Here is a 25,003-nt window from a genome sequence, read left to right as displayed (position 1 = left end):
ACTCGCTACGCTGTGCCCCCATGAGCAAGTGGTTGCTGCGCGGACTGGTGTTCGCTGCGCTGATGGTCGTCGTCCGGCTCCTGCAGGGCGCCCTCATCAACGCGTTCGAGACGCAGGCGCTGATCATCAGCATCACGCTGGTCGTGCTCTTCGCCATCGCGGCCTTCATCTGGGGGTTGGCCGACGGCCGCGCGGACGCCCGCCGCAACCCCGACCCCGACCGTCGCGGCGACCTCGCGATGACGTGGCTGCTGGCCGGCCTGTTCGCCGGCATCGTCAGCGGGGCCGTCGCATGGTTCATCTCGCTGTTCTACGACAACGTGTACGCCGAGGGCCTACTCAACGAAGTGACGACGTTCGCGGCGTTCACGGCGCTGGTGACGTTCGTGTTCGCCGTCGCCGGCGTCTCGCTGGGCCGCTTCCTGGTGGACCGCAAGGCCCCGCCGGTGCAGCGCCGCGGTGCCGACGACGACCGCGCCGACACCGATGTGTTCGCCGCCGTCGGTGCCCGGGACTACCCGGACGAGGATTCGTCGCGTGAGGGCGCCGAGGCCGCCCGCACCGACCACCTCACCTCGACGGTGACCAGCCCGCGCGAGTCCGAGGAAGCCGGCTCGGAAGCCGACACCGACCGGGGCCGTCAGCAGCCGTAGGCCTCGCTGAGGGCCGCGCACCGTCGCGAGACTTCAGAAGATGACGGAATTCGCGCCGAATCCGTCACCAAGTGAAGTCTCGGCGCGCAGACCGACCGCACGCGCTCCCGTCAGGTCTGCGCGGCGAGGTACCGCAGCGCGAGCAGGTAGCCCTGCACGCCGAGGCCAACGATCACGCCGGTGGCGATGGCGCTGAGGTAGGAGTGGTGGCGGAACTCCTCGCGGGCGTGCACGTTCGAGATGTGCACCTCGATGAGCGGGGCCGTCAGCTCGGAGCACGCGTCGCGCAGCGCGATCGAAGTGTGCGTGAACGCCCCGGCGTTGAGGATGACGGCCTCGCCCGCGTCGGCGGCGTCGTGGATCCAGCCGAGCAGCTCGGCCTCGCTGTCGGACTGGCGCACCCGCACGGCGAGACCCAGCTCGGCGGCCTCGCCCTCGATCAGCGTGACGAGGTCGTCGTGGGTGGTGCTGCCGTACACCGCGGGTTCGCGCTTGCCGAGCCGGCCGAGGTTGGGCCCGTTGATGACGTTGACCGTCGCGGCGCTCACGCCCGGGTTCCGATCTCGGAGTAGGCGGCGGCCAGCAGCGCCGGGTCGGGTCCCTCCAGCCGGCCGGGCTTCGCGAGCCCGTCGAGGACGACGAAGCGGAGCACGCCGGACCGCGACTTCTTGTCCCCCGCCATGTATTCCAGCAGCTGCGGCAGCGCGTCGGCGTCGTAGTCGATGGGCAGGCCCAGCGATGTCAGCACGGTGCGGTGCCGGTCGGCGGTCTCGTCGTCGAGACGCCCTGCGAGACGGCCGAGTTCGGCGGCGAACACCAACCCTACGGACACGGCGGCACCGTGGCGCCACTGGTAGCGCTCGCGCCGCTCGATGGCGTGGGCGAGGGTGTGGCCGTAGTTGAGGATCTCGCGCAGCGCCGACTCCCTCTCGTCGGCGGCGACCACCTCGGCCTTGACGGCGACGGCACGCCGGATCAGCTCCGGCAGCACGGTGCCGGTGGGGTCCAGCGCGGCCTCCGGGTCGGCCTCGATCATGTCGAGGATCACCGGGTCGGCGATGAAGCCCGCCTTGACGACCTCCGCCATGCCGGCCACGATCTCGTTGCGCGGCAACGTCTCCAGCGTGGCGAGGTCGACCAGGACGGCGAGCGGCTGGTGGAACGCGCCGACCAGGTTCTTGCCCGCGTCGGTGTTGATGCCGGTCTTGCCACCGACCGCCGCGTCCACCATGCCGAGCAGCGTGGTGGGCACGTGCACCACGTCAATGCCGCGCAGCCAGGTGGCGGCGGCGAAGCCCGCGACGTCGGTGGCTGCTCCCCCGCCGAGGCTCACGACGGCGTCCTTGCGGCCGATGCCGATGCGGCCCAACACTTCCCAGATGAAGCCGAGGACCGGCAGTTCCTTGCCGCTCTCGGCGTCCGGGATCTCGATGCGGTGCGCGTCGATGCCGTTCTGCGCGAGCGCGTTCCGGATCGCCTCGGCGGTCACCGTCAGCGTCGGCTGGTGCAGGATGGCCACCTTGTGGCGTCCGGCCAGCACGCGGGTGAGGTCGTCGAGCAGACCGGTCCCGATGATGACGGGGTACGGCCGGTCGACCAGGACGTCGACGGTCACGGGTTCAGTCATTGCGCGCTTCCGCTCGGCGGGCCAGCGCCGGGGGGCTCGGCGGCGTCCCGTTGGTGGGACCGGGATTGAGGACGGTGGGCAGCCGCCGCCAGGCGGGTCGGCGGCGCCGCCGCATCGGCTGGTCGCGGCCGGCGCACTCGAGCCGGTGCACGATGTGGCGCACCACCGCACCCGGGTTGCGCCGGTTGGTGTTCACCCGCAGCGTGGCGACCTCGCGGAACAGCGGGGTCCGCTCGGCCATCAGCGCGCGGTACTTCGCGTCGGGGTCGCCGCCGGCGAGCAGCGGCCGGCCGCCGCCGGACGTGCGGCGCACACCCTCGGCGGCACTGATCTCGAGGTACACCACGGTGTGTCCGGCGAGCGCCTCGCGGACGGCGGGCGATGTCACCGCACCGCCGCCGAGCGACACGACGCCGTCGTGCTCGGCGAGCGCGGCCCGCACGACGTCGGCCTCGATGCGCCGGAACTCGGCCTCCCCGTCGACGAAGATGTCGGCGATGCTGCGGCCGGTGGTCTCGACGATCTTGACGTCGGTGTCGAGCAGTGGCACGCCGAGGGCCTTGGCGAGGCGGCGACCGATGGTGGACTTGCCCGAACCGGGCATGCCCACGAGGACCGCCTTGGGGGCCATCAGCCGACGGCCTCGGCGGGCTCGGCGCCCGGCTGACGGCTGCGCACGGACTGCAGGTAGCCCTCGACGTTGGTGCGGGTCTCGGTCAGCGAGTCGCCGCCGAACTTGGCCAGCGCGGCGCGGGCCAGCACCAGCGCCACCATGGTCTCGACGACGACGCCGGCCGCGGGCACCGCGCACACGTCGGAGCGCTGGTGGATGGCGACGGCCTCGTCACCGGTGGCCATGTCGATGGTGGCGAGCGCGCGCGGCACGGTGGAGATCGGCTTCATCGCGGCGCGCACCCGCACGGCCTGGCCGTTGGTCATGCCGCCCTCGAGCCCACCGGCGCGGTTGGTGGAGCGCAGCACGCCGTCGGGCCCGGGATGGATCTCGTCGTGGGCGACGCTGCCGCGGCGGCGCGCGGTCTGGAACCCGTCGCCGATCTCGACGCCCTTGATGGCCTGAATGCCCATGACGGCGCCCGCGAGCTGGCTGTCGAGCCGGTCGTCGCCGCTGGTGAAGGAGCCGAGGCCGATCGGCAGGCCGGCGGCGACCACCTCGACGACACCGCCGAGGGTGTCGCCGTCCTTCTTGGCCGCCTCGATCTCGGCGATCATCCGCTTCTCGGTCTCGGCGTCGTATGCCCGCACGGGGCTGTCGTCGATGGCGGCGAGGTCCGCGGGCCCCGGGGTCGGACCGTCGTAGGGCTCCGACGCACCGATGGACACGACGTGCGAGAGCACCTCGACGCCGAGCGCCTGACGCAGGAACGCCCGGGCGACGGTGCCGGCGGCGACGCGGGCCGCGGTCTCGCGGGCGCTGGCCCGCTCGAGCACCGGGCGTGCGTCGTCGAAGCCGTACTTCAGCATGCCCGCGTAGTCGGCGTGGCCCGGGCGGGGCCGGGTGAGCGGCGCGTTGCGCGCGACGTCCAGGTCGGCCTCGTCGACGGGGTCGGCGGCCATCACCGTCTCCCACTTGGGCCACTCGGTGTTGCCGATCTGGATGGCGATCGGACCGCCGAGGGTGACCCCGTGACGCACGCCGGCGAGGATGGTCACCTCGTCGGCCTCGAACTTCATCCGCGCGCCGCGCCCGTAACCGAGCCGGCGCCGCTTGAGTTCGGCAGCGATGTCGTCCGACGTGACGCGCACCCCGGCGACCATGCCCTCGATCACGGCCACCAACGCGCGCCCGTGGGATTCACCGGCAGTAGTCCATCGCAACACGGGTCCGATTCTCCCACGCGGTGGTCGGTGCAGTGAAAACCGCCGAAGGCGTCGGCCCACGCCGCGGAGGCGTCAGCCGCTCCCGGCCCACGCCAGCCCGAGCGCGACGGCCGTCGCCAGGCACATCCCGGGACCGTGCGGCACCGACCGGCGCCGCAACGGAATCGCCACCGCCACGGTGACCACCGGCGCGGCGAGCGCCGCCAGCAGCCAGGCGTCCACGCCCCACGCTCCGGTCAGTCCGCCGGTGCCCAGCGCCAGCTTGACGTCGCCGGCGCCCATGCCGGCCGGCGCGACGGCGTGCACGACGAGGTACATCCCGGCCAGTGCGCAGGCGCCCAGGAGCGCGGGGCCGCCACGGCCGAGGAATGCCGCGCCGACGAGGATGACGAGCGCCCCGGGCAGCGTCAGCCGGTTGGGCAACCGGGTGTGCGCCAGGTCGTATGCGCACAGCGCGGCCAGCCACGCCAGCACCGCGACAGCGATCGCCACCCCCACGGACCGAGCCTAGGCCCGCCGCAACGCCTCTCCCATCACGTCTTTCGGCGCGGGCAGCCCGGTGAACTGCTCCACCTGGGCGTAGGCCTGGTGCAGCAGCATCTGCAGCCCGCTGATCACTCGGCCGCCGGCGGCCGCCACGGCCGTCGCCAGCGGCGTCGGCCACGGGTCGTAGATCGCGTCGAGCAGCAGCGGGACCCCGGCCACGGTGTCGGCGTGGATCGCCGCGACGTCGGCCGGGATGGTGCTGACCACGGCGGCGACGTCGCCGACCGGCTCCCCCAGGGCGAGCCAGCGGGTGGACGTGCCGAGCCGCTCGCCCAGCGCGACGAGGGCCGCGGCCTTCGCAGGATCGCGGGCGACCACCACGATCTCGGACACGCCGAGATCGGCGAGCGCCACGACGGCCGCGGGGGCGGTGCCGCCGGAACCGAGTACGGCAGCCGCTCCGGCCACCGGACCCAGCGCCCCGGTGACGCCGTCGACGTCGGTGTTGTCGGCGCGCCAGCCCGTCGCGGTGCGCACCAGCGTGTTGGCCGATCCGACGAGTTCGGCCCGCGCCGTGCGTTCGTCGGCCGCCGCGAGCGCGGCGAACTTACCCGGCATGGTCACCGAGAGGCCGACCCACTCCGGCCCGAAGCCCGCGATCAACGCCGGCAGCCGCTCGGCCGTGCATTCGATGCGCTCGTAGGTCCAGTCGGTCAGCCCGAGCGCGCGGTAGGCGGCGAGGTGCAGCTGCGGGGACCTGGAGTGCGCGATGGGCGATCCCAGGACCGCGGCCCGGCGTGCCTCCACTACCGCGCGCTGTCCAGCACGCCGTTGCGCAGCGCCACCTCGATGTTGGCGAGATGCTGGGTGTAGTCGCGCGTGAAGAGCGTCGTGCCCTGCTTGTCGATCGTCACGAAGAACAGCCAGTCGCCGGGCTCGGGCCGTTCGGCGGCGGCCAGTGCCGGTTGGCCGGGCGAGCAGATCGGCGTCGCCGGCAGGCCCTCCATGGCGTAGGTGTTCCACGGGGTCTGGCGTCCGCGGTCGGCGTCAGTGGTGGCGACCTCCTGCCGGTCGAGCGCATAGTTCACCGTCGAGTCGAACTCGAGGCGGCGGTGCGTCGGGTCGTTGAGCCGGTTGTAGATGACGCGCGCGACCTTCGCGAAATCGGCGGGCAGCGACTCCTTCTGCACCAGCGACGCGACGGTGAGGATCTCGTACGGCGACAGGTTCCCCGCCGCACCCGCGTCGAGCAGGCCCCCCGCCTCGTACTGCGCGACGCTCGAGGCGATGAGCCTGGCGAGGATGTCCTGCGGCGCAGCCGACGGGTCGACGTCCCAGGTGCCCGGCGCGATGAGGCCCTCGATGCGGCGGTGATCGTCACCGAGCGCGGCCACCGGCTGCGCCGCCCACGCCGGGATCGACAGCGCTGCGGGGTCGGACCTCCCGGCCGCCTCCTTCAACTGCTCGGCGGGGACGCAGCGCTGCGTGCCGTCGAGGTCCACGCAGGTGGCCTTCGAGATGAGGCTGAAGATGCCGTCGGTCACCGCCTTGGTGCGCACGTCGGCGGTGTCGTCGAGCTGGCGCCCCTCGGGGATCACCAGACGGCCCACCCGGTTCTGCGGGTCGGCCAGCCGGGTGACGGCGTCGGCGGCTGGGATCTCGGTGCGCACCTTGTAGTAACCCGGCTGGATCGAGGTGATCGCCGAGTTGCCGGTGGCCGCGGACACGAAGGCCTTCGGCGTGGCCACCACGTTGGCGTCCTTGAGCGTCTGGCCGATGGCGGTCGTGGAGTCGCCGCTGCGGACCTGGATGACGATGTCCTGCACGCCGCCGCCGGCGTAGTCGTCCCCGGTGCCGAACAGCCCGTGCCACAGTCGCGACCCCAGGAACACCGCGCCGATGACGACGACGATCAGCGCACCGATCGCCACGCCGGTCATGGTGCGGCGCCGGCGTCGTGCGCGCGCGGCGCGGGCCCGCTCGGTGCGGCTCATGGTGCGCCGTGGGCGGCCCACCGCCGTCGGCTGCTGCCGGTCGCGGGGCCAGTATTCGGTCTGCTCCTCGGGGCCGTCAGACATCGTCGGAGTCGTCCCCCGCCGCCAGCGCATGCCGCCGCTGATCCAGCCAGTTCTGCAGAATACCCACGGCCGCAGCCTGGTCGATCATCGCCCTCTGTCCCTTCGCGCGCACGCCCGCTTCACGCAGGGAACGCTGAGCCGTCACGGTGGTGAGTCGTTCGTCGGTCATCCGCACCGGCACGGGCGCGATGCGGGTGGACAGCGCGTCGGCGACGGCCACGGCGTCGCGGGCCGAGGAGCCGGCGCGGTCGGCCAGCGTGCGCGGCAGACCGACGACGACCTCGACGACCTCGAGTTCGTCGACGAGCCGGGCGATCCGCTTCACGTGCTTGTCCGTCCGATCGCGCCGCACGGTCTCGACCGGTGTGGCCAGGATGCCGTCGGGGTCACAGGTGGCGACGCCGATGCGGACCGTGCCGACGTCGATGCCGAGCCGTCGTCCCCGTCCGGGATCCGAACGCCCGGGACGATCGGGCTGGCGGTCGTCGGTATCGGTCACGGACGCTAGCTCCGGCCGACCTCGGCGCGCACCGCGGCCAGTGCCGCGTCGATGCCCGAGGCGTCGCTGCCGGAGCCCTGCGCCAGGTCCGCCTTGCCCCCGCCGCGACCGCCGACCGCGGCGCCCAGCGCCTTCACCAGGTCGTTCGCATTCAGTCCGAGGTCCTGCGCGCCCGCGTTGACCGCGACGACGTAGGGCACCGAGCCGCCGTCGCCCTCGGCGATCAGGGCCACCACGCCGGGATCGGAGCCCAGCTTGCCGCGAACGTCGCCGACGAGGCTGCGAAGGTCGGCACCGGAGATCCCGCCGGCCATGCGCTGTGCCACGAGACGGACCTTACCCACCAGCTCCGCACCGGCGGCGGCGTTGGCCGCGGCCGCGCGGGCGTTGGCGAGGCGCACGCGGTCGAGTTCCTTCTCGGCGGCGCGCAGCCGCTCCACCAGGTTCGCGACGCGCGCCGGCACCTCCTCCGACGGCACCTTGAGCGACGAGGCGAGGCCCGCCATCAGGGCGCGCTCCTTGGCCAGGTGCCGGAACGAGTCGAGGCCGACGTAGGCCTCGACGCGCCGCACGCCGGAGCCGACCGACGACTCGCCGAGGATGGTCACCGGGCCGATCTGGGCCGAGTTGCGGACGTGCGTGCCGCCGCACAGTTCGAGCGAGAACGGTCCGCCGATCTCGACGACGCGCACCTCGTCGGGATAGTTCTCCCCGAACAGCGCCATGGCGCCCATGGCCTTGGCCTTGTCGAGTTCGGTGTGGAACGTGTGCACCGCGAAGTCGGCCTCGACCGCCTCGTTGGTGACCTCTTCGATGTCGGCCTTCTGCGCGTCGGTCAGGGCGCCCTGCCAGTTGAAGTCGAAGCGCAGGTATCCGGGCCGGTTCAGCGAGCCCGCCTGAACGGCGTTCGGCCCCAGCACCTGGCGCAGCGCTGCGTGCACCATGTGCGTGCCGGAGTGGCCCTGGGTGGCACCGTGGCGCCACTTCGGGTCGACGGCCGCGGTGACGGTGTCACCCTCGACGAACTCGCCGGACTCGACGGTGACCCGGTGCACGAACAGCGTCTTGGCGATCTTCTGGACGTCGGTGACGGCCGCCTTGGCCGTCGCGCTCGCGCCGGTGCCGACGATGCTGCCGACGTCGGAGATCTGGCCGCCGGACTCGGCGTAGAGCGGCGTGCGGTCCAGTACCAGCTCGATGCGGTCCGCGGGCGGGGCGTCCCCGCCGGCCGAGTGCGACACCACCGGGACGCGCCGGCCGTCGACGAAGATGCCGAGGATGCGGGCGTCGGAGGACAGTTCGTCGAAGCCGGTGAACTCGGTGGGTCCGGCATCGACGAGTTCGCGGTAGGCCGACAGGTCGGCGTGGGCGTGCTTGCGGGCCGCGGCGTCGGCCTTGGCGCGCTGCCGCTGCTCGGCCATCAGGCCGCGGAAGCCCTCCTCGTCCACCGAGAGCCCCGCCTCGGACGCCATCTCGAGCGTCAACTCGATCGGGAAGCCGTAGGTGTCGTGCAGGGTGAAGGCGTCGGCGCCGGACAGCACCGTGGCGCCGGAGGCACGCGTCGCGTCGGCGGCGTCGGCGAAGAGCCGCGAACCCGAGGCGAGCGTCCGGGTGAACGCCGTCTCCTCGGCGACGGCGATGCGCTGGATGCGCTCGAAGTCGCTCACCAGCTCGGGGTAGGACGGGCCCATCGCGTCGCGCACGGTGCTCATCAGGTCGGCCATCACGGCGCCGTCGATGCCGAGCAGCTTGGCCGCGCGGATGATGCGGCGCAGCAGGCGGCGCAGCACGTACCCGCGGCCCTCGTTGCCGGGGCTGACGCCGTCGCCGATGATGATCGCCGCGGTGCGGCTGTGGTCGGCGATGATGCGGTAGCGGACGTCGTCGTCGTGGTTGCCCTGGCCGTAGCCGCGCGGCGCCCGGGCGGCCATCAGGTCGATCACCGGCCGCAGCAGGTCGGTCTCGTAGACGTTGTCGACGTCCTGGAGCAGGCAGGCGACGCGCTCGATGCCCATGCCGGTGTCGATGTTCTTGCGCGGCAGCGGCCCGAGGATCTCGAAGTCCTCCTTCGAGGTGCCCTCGCCGCGCTCGTTCTGCATGAACACGAGGTTCCAGATCTCGATGTAGCGGTCCTCGTTGGCCTCCGGGCCGCCGTCGACGCCGTAGTCCGGGCCGCGGTCGTAGTAGATCTCCGAGGAGGGACCGCACGGGCCGGGGATGCCCATCGACCAGTAGTTGTCGGCCATGCCGCGGCGCTGGATCCGCTCGGCGGGCAGCCCGGCGACCTCCTGCCACAGCTCGATGGCCTCGTCGTCGTCGAGGTAGACCGTGGCCCACAGCCGCTCCGGGTCGAAGCCGTAGCCGCCCTGGTCGGTCGGGTTCGTCAGCAGCGTCCAGGCGAACTCGATGGCGCCCTTCTTGAAGTAGTCGCCGAAGCTGAAGTTGCCGGCCATCTGGAAGAAGGTGTTGTGCCGGGTGGTGATGCCGACCTCGTCGATGTCCGGCGTGCGGATGCACTTCTGCACGCTGGTCGCCCGGTCCCACGGCGCGGTGCGCGCGCCGAGGAAGAACGGCACGAACTGCACCATGCCGGCGTTGACGAACAGCAGGTTCGGGTCGTCGAGGATCACCGAGGCGCTGGGCACCTCGGTGTGGCCTGCCTTCACGAAGTGATCGAGGAAGCGCTTCCTGATCTCGTGTGTCTGCACGTGCTGCTGTCCTTAAGTGTTGGTTCGCGACGGCCCGCCGCCCTACCGGCGCCGCCGGGGGCGACGCGACCGCATAACAGTACCGGTCGGGCGGCCACCGGCCGACAGGTCAGCCGCCGACGAAACTGAGACGTACCTCGCGCCGCGCGTTGTCGCGGTTGAGGTCGACGAGCACGATGCTCTGCCAGGTGCCGAGCAGCGGCCGGCCGTCGGCCACCGGCACCGTGATCGACGGTGCGACCAGTGCCGGCAGGACGTGGTCGGCACCGTGGCCCGGCGAGCCGTGCGCGTGCACGTACCGGTCGTCGCGGGGCAGCAGCCGCTCCAGGGCGTCCACCACGTCGGCGTCGCTGCCCGCACCGGTCTCGAAGATCGCGACGCCGGCGGTGGCGTGCGGGACGAAGACGTTGAGCAGACCGTCCCCGCGGCCGGAGCAGAACGCGCGCACCTCGTCGGTGAGGTCGACGGTGCGGCGGTCGGCGGTGGTCACGTCGAGGACGTCGGTGTGCACGTGTCCGAGCGTACGACCCCCATCCGGATTGACGTTCGTGCTTATTCCGTCGGCGGGCCGGGTACTGCTCCTTCACACCGTCTCGCTGGAGGAAGACATGACCATCACCGGCATCATAACCGCAATCCTCATCGGCATCGTCGTCGGCGTTCTGGGCCGGCTCGTCGTGCCGGGCCGACAGAACATCGGCGCCCTCGTGACGATCCTCGTCGGCATCGTCTCCGCGCTGGTCGGCACCGCCCTGGCACGCGCGCTCGGCATCCCGACTGCCACCAACGGCATCGACTGGATGGAGCTGCTCGTTCAGGTCGTCGTGGCCGCGCTCGGCGTCGCGCTCGTCGCCAGCATCATGGGCGGACGCCGCAGCACCGGCTTCGGCCGCCGTCGCAGCGGGCTGCTGCGCCGCTGAGAATTGGTGCGCACCCCATGGTGTGCGTACCGCGATGCGTTGCCGTCGGGTTCGGCAGAATCGACACCGCCCCCAGTCGAGGACGCCGACCACCCGGCGGCAATGCCGTGTGCGAAGTCAGGGCAGCGCGTCGCCCGGGAAGCCGACGCACGGATGCACCTCGTAGGTGAACACGCCGGCGCGCACGCCCGGATCATCGGCCATGATCGCCGTCGTCTCCGCCACCGTCGCGGCGAAGATCCCGACACCGCACAGTCCCGAGTCGTCGGTCACCGGGAGCACGACGGCCAGCGTCCCGGCCTCGCGGAGCGTGAAGTTGCGACGGCCGTGCTCCCACACCACCGCCGACGCGTCCGGGCTGTCGGCGTTGGGCCCGTCGCGCAGGATCATGACGCTGTAGGGCCTGGCCGTGGCCAGTGTCGCCCGCATCCGGTCGTCGTCGAACGTGCCGTCGGTGTCGGTCATCTCCCGCTGCGCCTCCGTCTCGTGATCGCCCTGAGCTTGTCGAGCCGCCCGCCGATCTCGCGCTCGGCGCCGTGCGTGGTCGGCTGGTAGTAGTCGGTGCCCACCACCTCGTCGGGCGCGTACTGCTGGGGCACCACGCCGCCCGGATCATCGTGTGGGTACACGTAGCCCTGGGCGTTGCCCAGCGCGGCCGCTCCGGAGTAGTGCCCGTCGCGCAGGTGCGGCGGCACCAGGCCGGCCTTGCCCGCGCGGATGTCGGCCATGGCGGCGGCCAGCGCCGTGGTGACGGCGTTCGACTTCGGCGCGGTGGCGAGGTGCACGGTCGCGTGAGCCAGCGTCAGCTGCGCCTCCGGCATGCCGATCAGCGCGACGGTCTGGGCGGCGGCGACGGCCGTCGGCAGCGCCGTCGGGTCCGCCATCCCGACGTCCTCGCTGGCGAGGATCATCAGCCGCCGGGCGATGAAGCGCGGGTCCTCCCCCGCGGTCAACATCCGGGCGAGGTAGTGCAGCGCGGCGTCGACGTCGCTGCCGCGCACCGACTTGATGAAGGCGCTGATAACGTCGTAGTGTTGGTCGCCGTCGCGGTCATAGCGCACGGCCGCCTTGTCCAGGGACTGCTCGATGACCTCGACCGTGACGTGGTCGCCCGCCTCGGCTGCCACCTCCAGCGCGGTCAACGCGCGCCGCGCGTCGCCCGCGGCCAACGACACCAGGAGGTCCACCGCGTCGGCGTCGACCGTCACCGCCCCGCCGAGACCGCGGGGGTCGGCGACGGCGCGGTCGACGACGGTGCGCACCGCGTCGGCGTTCAGCGGCTGCAGTTGCAGGATCAGCGACCGCGACAGCAGCGGCGCGACGACGGAGAAGGACGGATTCTCGGTCGTGGCGGCCACCAGCAGCACCACCCGGTTCTCCACGGCGGCGAGCAGCGCATCCTGCTGGGTCTTCGAGAAGCGGTGCACCTCGTCGATGAAGAGCACGGTCTGCTGGCCGCGCAGCAGCGCCACGCGCGCCTGCTCGACGACCGCACGAACCTCCTTCACGCCGGCGGTCAGCGCCGAGAGCGCCTCGAAGCGACGCCCGGTGGCACCGGAGATCAGCGACGCCAGCGTCGTCTTGCCGGTGCCCGGCGGGCCGTAGAGGATGACCGACGCCGCACCCGAGCCCTCCGCGAGCCGCCGCAGCGGCGATCCGGGCGCCAGCAGGTGGTCCTGGCCGACGACCTCGTCGAGGCTCGCCGGGCGCATTCGCACGGCGAGCGGCGTCAGCGCGCCCGCCGCAGCCGTCCCGCCGACGGGATCGGAGGCGGGGCCGGAGACGTCGAACAGGCCGTCGGACACGGTCACTGCTTACCACGCCGGTGACGACGGGCGCGATGGTCCGCGCAGCCCGTGAGCCCAGACCCCGGCGTCAGTCCGGCGGCGCCGTGACGAAGTCGATGAGTTCCTCGACGCGCCCGATGAGTTCGGGTTCCAGGTCGGTCCAGGTGCGCACGGCCCCGCGGATGCGCTGCCAGGCCCGCGCGATGTCCGCCTGATCGCGGTGCGGCCAGCCGAATGCCGCGCACACGCCGTGCTTCCAGTCCGTGCCGCGCGGCACCACCGGCCACGCCGGGGCGCCGATGCGCGCGGGCTTCACCGCCTGCCAGATGTCGATGTAGGGATGCCCGACCACCAGGGTGTGGGCACCGCCGGGACCGCGGGCGACGGCGTCGGCGATGCGCGCCTCCTTGGAGCCCGGCACCAGGTGGTCGACCAGCACGCCGAGCCGACGGCCGGGGCCGGGCCGGAACTCCGCGACCACGCCGACGAGATCGTCGACGCCGCCGAGGTATTCGACGACGACGCCTTCGACGCGCAGGTCGTCGCCCCATACCTGTTCGACGAGTTCGGCGTCGTGGCGGCCCTCGACGTAGATCCGGCTGGCAAGTGCGGTGCGGGCACGCATCCCCGTCACGGCGACCGACCCCGACGCCGTACGGGTCGGGCCGGACGGCGCGGGGCGGCGCAGCGGCGGGTTGAGGATGACGGGCTTGCCGTCGACGAGGTATCCGGGACCGAGCGGGAACGACTTCCGCTTGCCGTGGCGGTCCTCCAGGATCGCCGCGCCGTACTCGACCTTCACGATGGCGCCGACGAAACCGCTCTGGGCGTCCTCGACCACCAGCCCGATCTCCGCGGCGCGCTCCTTGGACTTCGGCCGCCGCCCGGAGTGCGGGTCGCGGGCGAGCACGTCGGAGCCGTATCGATCGTTCACCCGGGAGATCCTAGGAAGGCTTGCGCGCGTTTCCCGGCAGCGCCACACCGCACCGTCGGAAGCGTTACGTGACGGGTTCCATGTCCCATTCGTAGGACGCGATCTCGCCCTGGACGCCCACGATCTTCATGTGCGCGACGTACGGTGCGTTCTCCGGACCGGTGAAGGTGCAGTCGAACGTCACCCCGGTCTTGGCCTCGATGCCGTCGGGGCAGCGGACGTCCTTGGGCGTGAAGCTGGTCTGCTCCGAGATGGTGTCCACCAGGAATTGCGCGGTGGCATCCGGTTTGATCGTGCTCGACCCGCACCCGGCCAGCAGCGCTCCGAGCAACGGGACCAGTGCCGCACCGACGATCGCTGTTCGCGTCATGATTCTCGAAATGCTGCTCGACCGCCGCACCGGTGGTCAAACCGGCTGGTCACCAGCACCGGTCAGCGCGTGCCGAGTGGCGCGTCGCACGGCGCGACGTCGACGGAGACCTCGATGACGCTGCGTTCGGAGTCGGTGTAGATGATGCCGCGCAACGGCGGGACGTCGGCGTAGTCGCGGCCGTATCCGACGACGACGTACCGCTCGTCGACCATCTGGTCGTTGGTCGGATCGAGGCCCAGCCACTGGTCCTGCGGGGTCCACACCGCCGCCCAGGCATGCGTGGCGTCGACGCCCACCATGCGCTCGCGCCCGGGTGGCGGGTCGGTGGCCAGGTAGCCCGACACGTAGCTCGCCGCCAGCCCGTGGGCCCGCAGGCAGGCGATCGCCAACCGGGCGAAGTCCTGGCACACGCCTTCGCGGGCCACCAGGACCTCGGCCACCCGGGTGGACACCGTGGTGGATCCCGAGCGGTAGGCGAAGTCCGCGTGGATCCGCGCGTTGAGGTCGTGCAGCACGTCGATCAGCGGCCGGCCCGGCACGAATGTGGGTGCGGCGTAGGCACGCAAGGCGTCGGTGATCTCCGGCGTCCGCAGGTCGAGGGTGAACTCGGTGGCCAGTGCACCGTCCGGTCCGACCGGGCGCGCCAGCTCCCACGGCGCCTGCGCCGAGCCGGCGGCGTACAGCTCCGCGGGCGGCGGATCGACCTCGACCACCGAGTGGCTGGTCACCGTCAGCCGGGTGTGCGGTTCGGTGACGTGGAAGTAGGAACCGAGGTTGCCGTAGCCGTCCCGGCTGGTGGAGCTGTCCGACGGCGTCGGGTCGACGGTGAGCCGAGCCGACCGGCACCGCTGCCGCGCGGAGTCCCGGGGCGTCAGGAAGCCGCGGCCGTAGGAACTGGTGACCTCGCCGGAGTACCGGTAGGTGGTGCGGTGGGTGATCTCGTAGCACCGCGACTCCGGTGGTGCGCTCATGGCAGCAACCTCCGCTCCTCGGGCCCCCACAGCGGTTGCATGTCGCCCGGCAGTGACAGGTGGGTATCAGTGATGACCTTCGACAGTGCCCGCAGGTCGGCCTGGAGACCGTCGAGCAGGCCGACGAGTTCGGTGCGCGCGCCGTCGGGTCCGACGTCCTCCAGGTCGCGAGGGTCGGTGCGCCGCAACCGGACCGCGAGGTCGTCGACGAGCCGCTCCGGTCGGGTCGACCCGGTCGAGGACGGCAGCGCCCGCAAATCGGCGCGGATGCGGTCGAACTGGTAGGTCAGCGATCGCGGGTTCTCTGCGTCGAACAGCAGCAGGTCCGCGACGGCGGCCACGCTCACCGAGCCCGGGTTCCGGCGGCGGTAGCTGATCGCGGATTCGCAAGCCACGAGCGTGGATTCGGTGATGGTCAGTTCGGCGGCCGGCGGGCGGACGGCGCCCAGCGTCCGGCTGAGCAGGGCGGTGAGCCAGATGCTGCGCTCAATGCGCTTTCCGGCGTCCATCACCGTCCAGCCGACGTCCTGCACCATCGACTCGGCCGCCACGCCGGACAGCGCCAGCATGCCGGCCAGCGTCTGGCTGTGTGCCGCAGCGAGGTACGACTCACCTTCGGCCTGCGAATCGGGCGGCTCGGCGCTCGGGGGCAGGACGGCTCGCTCGACCGCCGCGAGCACCATCCACGTGTCGTTCGACATCTGGTCGCGGACGGCTCGGGACACGCGGCCGAGCCGTTCGACCGACTGGGCGAGCGCACCGGGGCGGTGGCGGTCGGCGGTGAGCGACCAGAGCGTGGTCGGCGCGGTGGCGACCCGTTCGGCGTCGTCACCGTCGGTGTCGGTCCCGGTGATCTCCCCGAGGGTGGCCAGCAGGACGGGAACGCAGGCGCTGCCCGGCATTTCGCGCCGATAGCGGAACTCGTGGTAGCGCTCGCGCGTCACGGTCAGCAGCCGGGCCATGGCCTCTGCGCGCTCGGCGTAGCGGCCGAGCCAGAACATGTCCGACAGCACGCGCGGCGAGCTGACCGCCCGGGTGGGCGCCGGCGTCATCACGGGCAGGTCGGCGGCCACCGTCGGACGCTCGGTGGTCACGCGCTCGGGCGTGCGCACCCAGACGTCCTTGGCCGCCACGGTGTTCAACCGGTAGGCCGCGCGGCCGGGTGCCAGCAGGTAGCCCAAGCCGCCGATCATCGGCGCGTATCCCCCGCGCTGCGCGACCGAGAACAGGCGCATGCCGACCCGGCCCGCCGAGACGCCGCCATGGACGTCCGTGGGCGCCGAGGAGAATTCCGGCAGCTCGTGGCCCACCCACCGCCACGGCGCCGCGGCGATCCGGGCGGCCAGCGTCTCGAGTCGAGCCGCCGTGGCCAGCGGACCGACCACCGCCTGGCCGCCGTCGACGGGTCGGACGACGAGCGTGGCGAGGTGGGCGAGCAGGTGAGAGCGCTCGACGTCGATGCCGCCCCAGTAGGACGGCGCGGTCGGCAACGCCGGCGTCTCGCCGAGGAGCAGCTGCCCCAGTTCCGGTAGGAACCGTTGCAGTCCCGGGCTTTCCAGGATTCCGCTGCCGAGGGTGTTGACGACGGTCACCTTGCCGCGGCGCAGCACCTCGACCAGTCCCACCACGCCCAGGCGCGAGTCGGCTCGCAGGTCCAGCGGGTCGACGTAATCGGCGTCGACGCGGCGCAGGACGACGTCGACGCGCTTCAGGGTGCCGAGCGAGCGCATCCACAGCGTCCCGTCGCGCACCACCAGATCGGCGCTCTCGACCAATGGGAAGCCGAGCAGGCCGGCGAGATAGGCCTGATCGAACGCCGTCTCGGAGTGGATGCCGGGGCTCAGCACCACGACGACGGGTTCGACCGCCGATTCCGGCGCGGCGTCGATGAGCGCCAGCCGCAAGGTCTGCGCCCACGGCGACGCCGGGCGCGGCGCGATGCGCTCGTAGAGATCCGGCACGGCGTGTGCGACGACCCGGCGGTCGGCGAGCGCGTAGCCCGCGCCGGAGGGCGCCTGCGTCCAGTCCGCGTTGACGACGAATTCGCCGTCGGCTCGGCGACTCACGTCGCAGGCATGCAGGAACAGCTGGCGCCGTCCGGGGATGGCGATGTGCTGCGCGGCGCGCACGTAGCCGGGGTGGGCGAACAGTAGTTGCGGTGGCAGCACACCGCTGGTGAGGCAGCGGCGCGCACCGTAGACGTCGGTGAGGACGGCGTCGAGGATGCGCGAACGCTGCACCAGCCCGGCCTCGAGCGCGTCCCAGTCGGCCGCCGACAGCACTAGTGGGAGGGCGTCGAGGTGCCACGGCCCGGGGGCGGCGGCCGGTTCCTCGGCGCCGACCACCGACCCGTGCGGACCCACACCGGTGATGCCGTCCTGGTCGACGAGGTTGCGCACGGTCGACCGCAGGCGGTCCAGTCCGGCACGGCCGCGGTCGGCGACGCCGTCGGCGACCTCCCGCCAAGCCGGGCGGACGTCACCAGCCTCGTCGACGAACTCGTCGTACCCACCCGCCTCGGCGTCGCGGACGTCGAACAGTCCGCGCTGGGCGCGCGCCGCGCGGTAGGCGGCGAGCACGTCCTCACCAGGGGGACGGGCCGCACCCGCCACCGCCGTCGCCATGGCGCTGATCCCACCACACGGGTTCCGCCGACGCAGAGCGCATCCGCGCCCGGCGCGGCGTCGACGCCGGACCCGATCGAGACGAATTTCGTCGGAAGTGTGGGCATTCCACACAAACCTGTTATAGATTCACACCACTCAGCTGCCGAGACGGCACGGATCGCATGTTTCGTCCGTGTTTCGACAGCCATCCTGTGAATTTTCCACAGCAAGCGAAGGGGACGGACCGCTGGACGCCAAGGCCCGCCGGGACCGCATCGCACACCGCGTGCGGGCGGCACGGGAGGTCGGCTTCGCCGAACTCGCCGCCGAGTTCGACGTCTCGGAGATGACGATCCGACGCGACGTCGAGGCGCTGGAGACCCGTGGCGTGGTCCGTCGTATCGTCGGCGGCGCCATCGCCCTGCAGGGCAAGGACGCCGAACCCTCCTTCGCCACCCGCGTCGCCGACGCGGCCGAGGAGAAGCGGCACATCGCCGACGCGGTGGCGGACCTGATCGGACCGTCGGAGACCCTGATCCTCGACTCGGGCAGCACGGCACTGGCGGTGGCGCGCTCGCTCAAGGGCCGCGAACTGGCACTCACGGTGGTGACGCCGAGCCTGCTCGCCGCGCTCGAACTCGTCGACGAACCCGACACCACGGTGGTGTTGACCGGCGGCCAGCTGCGTCCCGGGGAACTCAGCCTGATCGGCCCCTCCGCCGAGGACGCCCTGGCCGGCTACAACTGCGACACCTTCGTCATGGGCGTCGCGGGCGTCGACGCCGAGCGTGGCGTGTCCGACTATCACCAGGCCGAGAGCGGGGTGAAGCGCGCGGCGAGCCGGCGCGCCGACCGCGTCATCGTGGCGGCCGACGAGAGCAAGCTCGGCCGCGTCACCTTCGTGAACATCGCCGCGCTGGCCGACGTCGACGTGATCGTCACCGACGCGCCGGCCGACCACCCGGCGCTCGCCGCCGCGAGGACCCACGGCGTCGACGTGGTGACCGTGGCCGGCGCCCGGGACGCCCACCTGGGCGAGGCGCGATGACCCACACCATCGGCGTCGACATCGGCACCACCGGAACCAAGACGATCCTGCTGGACACGTCGGCGGGCATCGTCGCGCAGGCGGGTCGGGAGGCGACGCTGCACTCCCCGCTGCCGGGTGCGGCCGAAGCCGACCCGGCGCAGTGGCACGCCAACGTGGTCGACTCGATCCGGGAGGTGCTGCGCGCCAGCGGAATCGACGCCGACGACGTCGTCGCCATCGCGGTGTCCGGCATGGTGCCCGCGGTCCTGCCCCTCGACGCCTCGGGACGGCCGCTTCGGCGCGCCCTGCTGCAGAACGACGCCCGCGCCACCGCCGAGGTCCGCCGTCTGGCCGCCGAACTGGCCGGCGTGGACCTGGTGGCGCTGACCGGCTCGGCGCTCACCCAGCAGTCGGTGGCGCCGACCACGGCGTGGTTGCGCGAGCACGAACCGCACGTCTACGAGCGCACGGCGCACTGGGTGGGTTCCTACGACTGGGTGCTGACCGCGCTGGGCGCCGAGGTGCACGTCGAGCAGAACTGGGCGCTGGAGTCGGGCCTGTTCACCATCGACGGCGCGCTCGCGGATCCCGTGCTGGCGGCCGCCGGCCTGGACGCCGCGACGCTGCCCGCGGTGCACCGGCCGGGCAGCGTCGTCGGCACGCTGAGCGCCGCGGCGGCCGATGCCACCGGCCTGCGGGCCGGCACCGCGCTCGTCGTGGGTGGCGCCGACCACGTGCTGTCGGCCTACGCGGCGGGCGTCAACTCCCCGGGCGACGCGCTGGTGAAACTCGGTGGCGCAGGCGACATCCTGGTCGCGAGCGACACCCAGGTGGTCGACGAGCGGCTCTACCTCGACGCCCACCCGGTGCCGGGTCACTGGCTGCCCAACGGCTGCATGGCCACCAGCGGCAGCCTGATCCGGTGGTTCCAGTCGCTCGTTGGCGGCACCGATCTGCTGGCGCTCGACGCCGAGGCCGCCGTGGCCGCGCCGGCGGAGGTGTTGTGCCTGCCGTACTTCCTCGGCGAGAAGAGCCCGCTGCACGATCCCGACCTGCGAGGCACGTTCGCAGGCCTGCACCTCGGCCACACGCGCGCCGACGTGTACCGGTCGGTGCTCGAGGCCATCGCCTTCGGCTTCCGCCACCACGTCGACGTGTTCGCCGAGATCGGCATTCCGCCGAGCCGGGTGATGATCACCAACGGCGGGTCGAAGTCGACCCTGTGGAAGCAGATCCACGCCGACGTGCTGGGTCTCGAGATGCGGCCCGTCCGTGGCCATCCCGGCGCGTCGCTGGGCGCCGCGGTGATCGCCGCGATCGGCGTCGGCGCCCTCGACGACTGGTCGGACGCCGCCCGCTTCGTCGCCCTCGACCCTCCCGTGACACCCGACCCGGACCGCCGCGCCGTCTACGACGACGCCTACGCGACGTGGCGGCAGCTCGGCGACGCGGTGGCCCCCATCTCGCACACCCTCGCTCGACGAACCCCCGAAGGAAAGGAAGTGCCGCAGTGAACCAATCCACGACACACCGTCGAGGGCGGCCTCCCCGGAGCGCCGCCCGCACGGTCGTCCTCGCGCTGCTCGCCGTCCTGGCGCTGGTCCTGTCCGCCTGCGCCGGCAGCGGCGGTCCCGAGCAGGCCGAGGCCACGGGTACCGGTGACGTCGGCAAGGACGTCTCGGGCACCGTGCGCATCCTGATGGAGAACGTGCCCGACACCGACGTCGTGAAGTCGATGGTCGGCGCGTTCAACCAGGACTACCCGAACGTGAAGGTCGACATCGAGACCCTCACCTACGACCAGATGCGCGACAAGCTGGTGTCGTCCTTCCAGTCGTCGTCCCCCACGTACGACCTCATCGTGGTCGACAACCCGTGGATGGTCGACTTCGCCAACGCGAAGTTCCTGCAACCGCTGGACGCGCGCATCGACAGCACCACCGACTACGACGCGGCGGACTTCTTCTCCCCGTTGACCGACATCACCACCGTCGACGGCGTGAAGTACGCGGTGCCGTTCTACAACTACGCGCTCGGCTACCTCTACGACACCGACGATCTCGCGCAGGCGAACCGTCCGGTGCCGACGACGCTGGACGACCTCGTCGCCACCAGCAAGGCGTTGAAGGTCGGCGACCGCGCCGGCCTGGCCATGCAGCCGCAGCGCGGGTACAAGATCTTCGAGGAGTGGGGCAACTGGCTGTTCGCGGCCGGCGGCTCCATCTACGACGCCGACGGCAAGCCGACGCTGAACACCCCGGAGGCCAAGCGCGCACTCGCCGCCTACATCGACACCTACCGCACCGCCGCCCCGCCCAACAGCCTCAACTGGAGCATGGACGAGGCGCTGCGCTCGGTGCAGTCCGGCCAGGCCGCGGCGATGATCAACTACAACTGGAACCTGCCGGCACTCAACGAGCCCGGCTCCGGTCCCGCGGCCGGCAAGTTCAAGCTGGCGCCGATGCCGGGTGGCAAGCAGGTGCTCGGATCGTGGAGCTGGGCGATCCCCGCCAACTCCGCTGCCTCCGACGCCGCATGGGCATTCGCGTCGTGGATCACCAGCAAGCCGCACGACGTCACCCGCACGCAGAAGGGTGGCGCGGCGATCCGGCAGAGCACGCTGAAGGATCCGGCCGTGCTCGACGGAGGATTCGGCGCGGACTACTACCGCACCGTCGAGCAGATCCTCGGCAACGCCGCACCGCTGTCCCAGGGCCCCAGCGGCGAGGAGATGATCCAGGCCGTCGGCACCGAACTCAACGAGGCGGTGGCCGGCACCAAGAGCGTCGACGACGCACTCGCGGCCGCCCAGGCGGCCGCCGAGAAGATCCAGGGTTGACCCGACCCCCCGGGGTCGACCCGGGAACCCGACCACCCCGCGAAAGGAGCGAAGACCCACCGTGTTTCCTCACCTGAAGTTCCAGCACGGCATGGTCGCCCCCCTCGTCGCTCTCTTCGTCGGGGTGGTCGGCTTTCCGCTGGCGTATGCCTTCTACCTGAGCATCACCAGCTACAAGCTGACCGACCGCGGCGCACCCGCGATCGTCGGGGCGGAGAACTACGTCGCGACGCTCGGTGATGCGTCGTTCTGGCACGCGTTCGGCACCACGGCCCTGTTCGTCGCCGTGGCGGTCGGCGCCGAGCTCATCATCGGCCTGGCGCTGGCGCTGGCACTCCAAAAGCAGCGCTGGGCACGCGATCTCACGCGCTCGATGCTGCTGGCGCCCATGTTCATCACGCCGATCGCCGTCGGCCTGGTGTTCCGCTTCCTGCTCAACGACCAACTCGGCGCGGTCCCGCACCTCCTGCGGGCGGTGGGGATCGACTACGACTTCTTCGGTCCGGGGCGGGCGCTGTTCACGATCGCCTTCATCGACGTATGGCAGTGGACGCCGTTCATGGTCCTGCTGTTGTTGGCGGGTCTGCAGTCGATTCCGGCCGAACCGCTCGAGGCGGCGCGCGTCGACGGCGCGAGCGCCTGGTACGTGCTGCGGCGCGTGACGCTCCCGCTGCTGGCGCCGGTCCTGGTGGTCGCGATCCTGTTGCGCAGCCTGGACGCCATGAAGGTGTTCGAGTACGTCTTCGCGACCACCCGCGGCGGACCGGGCACCGAGACCGAGACGCTGCAGTACTTCGTGTACCAGACCGGCATCCAGTTCTTCCGACTCGGCTCCGCGTCGTCGATGGCGTTCGTGGTGCTGCTCGTGGTGCTGACGGTCATCGTCGTCGCGTTCCGCCGGATGGAGCGTGCCCGCACGGAGGGACGGTCGTGACGTCGTCGGAGAGTTCGTCGATCGGGGGTTCCCGGCTGCTCGCGGTATGCCGCATCGCACTGCTGTGGGCCGCGGTGATCACCGTCCTGTTCCCGATCCTGTGGATCGCGCTGGCCAGCCTGAAGACGCCCGCGCAGCTGAACGAGCCCTTCCTGCTGCGCTTCTCGCCGACGCTCGACGCCTGGCGCACGGTGCTCTCGTCGGACATCCTCGCCGCGGCCGGACGCAGCGCGACCGTGGCGTTGACCACCGTCGCCATCAGCGTCGTGGTCGGCAGCATGGGCGCCTACGCCATCGCCCGCTACCGCGCGGGCGGCACCGCGACCCGCTTCGGCATGCTCGCCGCGCAGGTCCTGCCGCCGGCGGTGCTGGTCTTCCCGTTCCTCACCATGGCGTACGCGTTGCGGCTCAACGACACGCTGGTGCCGGTGATCTTCGCGCACCTGAGTTTCGTGCTGCCCGTGGTCACCTGGTTCCTCATCGGCTTCTTCGAGGCGGTGCCGCGCTCGCTGGAGGAGCAGGCGCAGGTCGACGGGTTCACCCGCTGGCAGGCCTTCCGGCTGGTGGTCCTGCCGCAGGTGCTGCCCGGCATCGGCGCCGCGGCGATCTTCGGGTTCACGCTGTCCTGGAACGACCTGTTCTACGGGCTCATCCTGGCGCCCGGCAAGGCCGCGATCCTGCCGGTGGCGATCGCGGGTTTCAACACGTTCCGCGGTGTCCAGCTCGGTGCGATGAGCGCGGCGATCCTGATCGCCGTCGTGCCCGTCGTGGTGGCGAGTTTCTTCATCCAGCGCAAGTTGGTGCAGGGCATCAGCGGCGGCGCGGTCAAGTTCTGATTGGGAGACGAAGACTTCGATGGCAACGGTTCGGTTCTCGGGCGTCACCAAGTCCTACGGCGACACCTCGGTGGTGAGCGACCTCGACCTGGAGCTGCCCGACGGTTCGCTGACGGTGCTCGTCGGCCCCTCGGGCTGCGGCAAGTCCACTTCCCTGCGGATGCTCGCCGGACTGGAGACCGTCAGCTCCGGCACCATCACCATCGGCGACCGCGACGTCACCCACCTGGCGCCGCGCGACCGCGATGTCGCGATGGTGTTCCAGAACTATGCGCTCTACCCGCATCTGACGGTCCGGGAGAACATCGCGTTCCCGCTGCGTGCCTCCAAGACCCCGCGCCCCGAGGCGCTCCGGCGCGCCGACGAGGTCGCCGAGTCCCTCGGCCTGGGGGCGCTGGCCGCCCGCAAGCCCAAGGACCTCAGCGGCGGCCAGCAGCAGCGCGTCGCCATCGGCCGCGCGATCATCCGGCAGCCGTCGGTGTTCCTGTTCGACGAGCCGCTGAGCAACCTCGACGCGAAGCTGCGGGTGGAGACCCGTACCGAACTGCTGCAGATCCAGCGCCGGCTGGGCATCACGTCGCTCTACGTGACGCACGACCAGGAGGAGGCGATGACGCTGTCGGACCGCATGGTCGTCATGCGCGACGGCCGCGCCGCGCAGATCGGTACGCCGCTGCAGGTGTACGACGCACCCGCCGACACGTTCGTCGCGTCGTTCGTCGGCAGCCCCAAGATGAATCTCATCGACGGCGTGGTGGCCGACGGCGCGCTGACGACGCCGGCGGGTCTACGCCTGCCCGTCGACGCCGTGCCCGCCGGTCCGGTGACGCTCGGCGTACGCCCCGACGACCTGCTGCCGACCCCGGCCGACGACGGCACGGCGCGGGTGACGCTGGTGGAACTGCTCGGCCCACGGGCCATCGTCACCATCGACGCTCGCGGCGCCACGCTGACGAGTGTGGTGGAGGCGCAACGCCTCTCGGGAATCACCGAGGGCGCCGCCGTGGCACTGGCGGTACGGCCCGGCGCCGCACACGTATTCGACCCGCAGACCGGCCGACGCACGGGCGGCCACGACCAGGAATGGGAAGCGACGAAGGCATGACGAAGACAGTGGTGGTGACCGGCGCCGGATCCGGCATCGGACGGGCGATCGCGCAGACGCTCGCGCAACGCGGCTGGCAGGTGGTGGTCACCGACGTCGACGCCGCCGCGGCCGCCGAGGTGGCGGCCGTGCTGCCCGGTTCCGATGAGGTGCGGCACGAGTCCGCGGCGCTCGACGTCCGGTCCCCGTCGGATGCCACCGCGCTGGCCTTCGGCGTCGCCGACCGGATCGGCCTGGACGCGTGGGTGAGCAACGCCGGCATCTCCTTCATGCACCGGTTCCTCGACGCGCCCGTCGAGCGCTTCGACCAGACCATGGACGTCAACCTCAAGGGCGTGTTCGTCTGCGGGCAGGCCGCCGCGAAGGCGATGGTGCGCAGCGGCACGGCCGGGGCGATCGTCAACACCGCCTCCATGGCGGGCAAGCAGGGCCGCGTGCCGTTCCTCTCCGACTACGTCGCCTCGAAGTTCGGCGTCGTCGGCCTCACCCAGGCGATGGCGTACGAACTCGGCGAGCACGGCATCACCGTCAACTGCGTGTGTCCCGGCTATGTCGAAACCCCCATGCAGTCACGGGAACTCGAGTGGGAGGCGCAGCTGCGCGGCACCACCGTGGAAGGCGTGCGGCAGATGATGCTCGACGACACCCCGCTGCGCCGCCTCGAGCGGCCCGAGGACGTGGCCCGCTCGGTCGCGTTCCTGCTGTCCGAGGACGCCCGCTTCATCACCGGGGAGGCACTCGCCGTCAACGGCGGCGCCTACATGGACTAGCCCCTCCC

The 25,003-nt window shown here is 71.8% G+C and carries 25 protein-coding genes; 9 read left to right on the top strand and 16 right to left on the bottom strand.

Going from position 1 to position 25,003, the window contains the following annotated elements; all coding sequences use genetic code 11:
* Nucleotides 1-20 precede the first annotated feature (20 nt).
* The gene (locus FZ046_RS18055) at nt 21-653 is read left to right on the top strand and encodes a B-4DMT family transporter (protein ID WP_083298311.1); all 633 of its coding nucleotides are present in this window, start codon (nt 21-23) and stop codon (nt 651-653) included.
* A 110-nt stretch (nt 654-763) separates the two neighbouring features.
* Here the strand turns inward: FZ046_RS18055 and aroQ are convergent, their stop codons facing one another.
* The 10 genes from aroQ to FZ046_RS18005 form a co-directional block, all read right to left on the bottom strand.
* Nucleotides 764-1,201: a type II 3-dehydroquinate dehydratase gene (gene aroQ / locus FZ046_RS18050; protein WP_070353970.1), complete on the bottom strand. Its 438-nt coding sequence runs from the start codon at nt 1,199-1,201 to the stop codon at nt 764-766.
* Nucleotides 1,198-2,280: a 3-dehydroquinate synthase gene (aroB, locus tag FZ046_RS18045; protein WP_070353971.1), complete on the bottom strand. Its 1,083-nt coding sequence runs from the start codon at nt 2,278-2,280 to the stop codon at nt 1,198-1,200. Before aroB ends, aroQ begins: the two co-directional genes overlap by 4 nt.
* Nucleotides 2,273-2,911 (bottom strand): shikimate kinase, encoded by a 639-nt coding sequence (locus FZ046_RS18040; protein ID WP_070353972.1) that lies wholly within the window; start codon nt 2,909-2,911, stop codon nt 2,273-2,275. The genes aroB and FZ046_RS18040 overlap by 8 nt, the downstream gene beginning before the upstream one ends.
* On the bottom strand, nt 2,911-4,119 hold the full coding sequence (aroC, locus tag FZ046_RS18035) for a chorismate synthase (RefSeq protein ID WP_070353973.1): 1,209 nt from the start codon (nt 4,117-4,119) through the stop codon (nt 2,911-2,913). The genes FZ046_RS18040 and aroC overlap by 1 nt, the downstream gene beginning before the upstream one ends.
* 72 nt (nt 4,120-4,191) lie before the next feature.
* Nucleotides 4,192-4,617: a prepilin peptidase gene (locus tag FZ046_RS18030; RefSeq protein WP_176749580.1), complete on the bottom strand. Its 426-nt coding sequence runs from the start codon at nt 4,615-4,617 to the stop codon at nt 4,192-4,194.
* 9 nt (nt 4,618-4,626) lie between these two features.
* Entirely contained in the window at nt 4,627-5,412 is a 786-nt protein-coding gene (locus tag FZ046_RS18025; protein ID WP_070353974.1) for a shikimate dehydrogenase, read from the bottom strand.
* Complete coding sequence (locus tag FZ046_RS18020; RefSeq protein WP_070353975.1) at nt 5,412-6,683, bottom strand: endolytic transglycosylase MltG; 1,272 nt, start codon at nt 6,681-6,683, stop codon at nt 5,412-5,414. Before FZ046_RS18020 ends, FZ046_RS18025 begins: the two co-directional genes overlap by 1 nt.
* Nucleotides 6,676-7,182, bottom strand: a complete 507-nt coding sequence (gene ruvX / locus FZ046_RS18015) for a Holliday junction resolvase RuvX (RefSeq protein ID WP_070353976.1) — start codon at nt 7,180-7,182, stop codon at nt 6,676-6,678. Before ruvX ends, FZ046_RS18020 begins: the two co-directional genes overlap by 8 nt.
* A gap of 5 nt (nt 7,183-7,187) precedes the next feature.
* Nucleotides 7,188-9,890, bottom strand: a complete 2,703-nt coding sequence (alaS, locus tag FZ046_RS18010) for an alanine--tRNA ligase (protein WP_070353977.1) — start codon at nt 9,888-9,890, stop codon at nt 7,188-7,190.
* A gap of 109 nt (nt 9,891-9,999) precedes the next feature.
* Nucleotides 10,000-10,401, bottom strand: coding sequence for a secondary thiamine-phosphate synthase enzyme YjbQ (locus tag FZ046_RS18005; RefSeq protein WP_070353978.1), 402 nt, complete (start codon nt 10,399-10,401; stop codon nt 10,000-10,002).
* A 97-nt stretch (nt 10,402-10,498) separates the two neighbouring features.
* Between FZ046_RS18005 and FZ046_RS18000 the strand changes: the two genes are divergently transcribed.
* The gene (locus FZ046_RS18000) at nt 10,499-10,810 is read left to right on the top strand and encodes a GlsB/YeaQ/YmgE family stress response membrane protein (protein WP_070354014.1); all 312 of its coding nucleotides are present in this window, start codon (nt 10,499-10,501) and stop codon (nt 10,808-10,810) included.
* Between the two features lie 117 nt (nt 10,811-10,927).
* Here the strand turns inward: FZ046_RS18000 and FZ046_RS17995 are convergent, their stop codons facing one another.
* The 6 genes from FZ046_RS17995 to FZ046_RS17970 all read right to left on the bottom strand — a co-directional run bounded on the left by FZ046_RS17995 (nt 10,928) and on the right by FZ046_RS17970 (nt 17,499).
* On the bottom strand, nt 10,928-11,275 hold the full coding sequence (locus FZ046_RS17995; RefSeq protein ID WP_070353979.1) for a YciI family protein: 348 nt from the start codon (nt 11,273-11,275) through the stop codon (nt 10,928-10,930).
* A complete protein-coding gene (locus FZ046_RS17990) occupies nt 11,272-12,615 on the bottom strand; it encodes a replication-associated recombination protein A (RefSeq protein ID WP_070354015.1) in 1,344 nt (447 codons plus the stop codon). Before FZ046_RS17990 ends, FZ046_RS17995 begins: the two co-directional genes overlap by 4 nt.
* A gap of 70 nt (nt 12,616-12,685) precedes the next feature.
* A complete protein-coding gene (locus FZ046_RS17985) occupies nt 12,686-13,531 on the bottom strand; it encodes a DUF3097 domain-containing protein (RefSeq protein ID WP_070353980.1) in 846 nt (281 codons plus the stop codon).
* A gap of 64 nt (nt 13,532-13,595) precedes the next feature.
* Nucleotides 13,596-13,901: a DUF4333 domain-containing protein gene (locus tag FZ046_RS17980; RefSeq protein ID WP_070353981.1), complete on the bottom strand. Its 306-nt coding sequence runs from the start codon at nt 13,899-13,901 to the stop codon at nt 13,596-13,598.
* A gap of 62 nt (nt 13,902-13,963) precedes the next feature.
* Nucleotides 13,964-14,875 (bottom strand): transglutaminase family protein, encoded by a 912-nt coding sequence (locus FZ046_RS17975; protein WP_070353982.1) that lies wholly within the window; start codon nt 14,873-14,875, stop codon nt 13,964-13,966.
* Nucleotides 14,872-17,499, bottom strand: coding sequence for a circularly permuted type 2 ATP-grasp protein (locus FZ046_RS17970; RefSeq protein WP_070353983.1), 2,628 nt, complete (start codon nt 17,497-17,499; stop codon nt 14,872-14,874). The genes FZ046_RS17975 and FZ046_RS17970 overlap by 4 nt, the downstream gene beginning before the upstream one ends.
* A gap of 268 nt (nt 17,500-17,767) precedes the next feature.
* Between FZ046_RS17970 and FZ046_RS17965 the strand changes: the two genes are divergently transcribed.
* The 7 genes from FZ046_RS17965 to FZ046_RS17935 all read left to right on the top strand — a co-directional run bounded on the left by FZ046_RS17965 (nt 17,768) and on the right by FZ046_RS17935 (nt 24,995).
* On the top strand, nt 17,768-18,529 hold the full coding sequence (locus FZ046_RS17965; protein WP_246182810.1) for a DeoR/GlpR family DNA-binding transcription regulator: 762 nt from the start codon (nt 17,768-17,770) through the stop codon (nt 18,527-18,529).
* Entirely contained in the window at nt 18,526-20,025 is a 1,500-nt protein-coding gene (locus tag FZ046_RS17960) for an FGGY-family carbohydrate kinase (RefSeq protein ID WP_149484284.1), read from the top strand. The genes FZ046_RS17965 and FZ046_RS17960 overlap by 4 nt, the downstream gene beginning before the upstream one ends.
* Nucleotides 20,022-21,350, top strand: a complete 1,329-nt coding sequence (locus FZ046_RS17955; RefSeq protein ID WP_070353985.1) for an ABC transporter substrate-binding protein — start codon at nt 20,022-20,024, stop codon at nt 21,348-21,350. Before FZ046_RS17960 ends, FZ046_RS17955 begins: the two co-directional genes overlap by 4 nt.
* A gap of 73 nt (nt 21,351-21,423) precedes the next feature.
* Nucleotides 21,424-22,284 carry a carbohydrate ABC transporter permease gene (locus tag FZ046_RS17950; RefSeq protein WP_070354017.1) on the top strand — a complete coding sequence of 287 codons (861 nt, stop codon included), beginning with the start codon at nt 21,424-21,426 and terminating at the stop codon, nt 22,282-22,284.
* Between the two features lie 20 nt (nt 22,285-22,304).
* Nucleotides 22,305-23,120: a carbohydrate ABC transporter permease gene (locus tag FZ046_RS17945; protein ID WP_070354018.1), complete on the top strand. Its 816-nt coding sequence runs from the start codon at nt 22,305-22,307 to the stop codon at nt 23,118-23,120.
* 19 nt (nt 23,121-23,139) lie between these two features.
* The gene (locus FZ046_RS17940) at nt 23,140-24,225 is read left to right on the top strand and encodes an ABC transporter ATP-binding protein (protein ID WP_070353986.1); all 1,086 of its coding nucleotides are present in this window, start codon (nt 23,140-23,142) and stop codon (nt 24,223-24,225) included.
* Nucleotides 24,222-24,995 carry an SDR family NAD(P)-dependent oxidoreductase gene (locus FZ046_RS17935; RefSeq protein WP_070353987.1) on the top strand — a complete coding sequence of 258 codons (774 nt, stop codon included), beginning with the start codon at nt 24,222-24,224 and terminating at the stop codon, nt 24,993-24,995. The genes FZ046_RS17940 and FZ046_RS17935 overlap by 4 nt, the downstream gene beginning before the upstream one ends.
* Nucleotides 24,996-25,003 lie beyond the last annotated feature (8 nt).

It is taken from the genome of Mycolicibacterium grossiae, from assembly GCF_008329645.1.
Taxonomy (GTDB): domain Bacteria; phylum Actinomycetota; class Actinomycetes; order Mycobacteriales; family Mycobacteriaceae; genus Mycobacterium; species Mycobacterium grossiae.
Note: the sequence above shows the minus strand (reverse complement) of the source record. Positions and strands in the feature narration are given on the sequence as shown.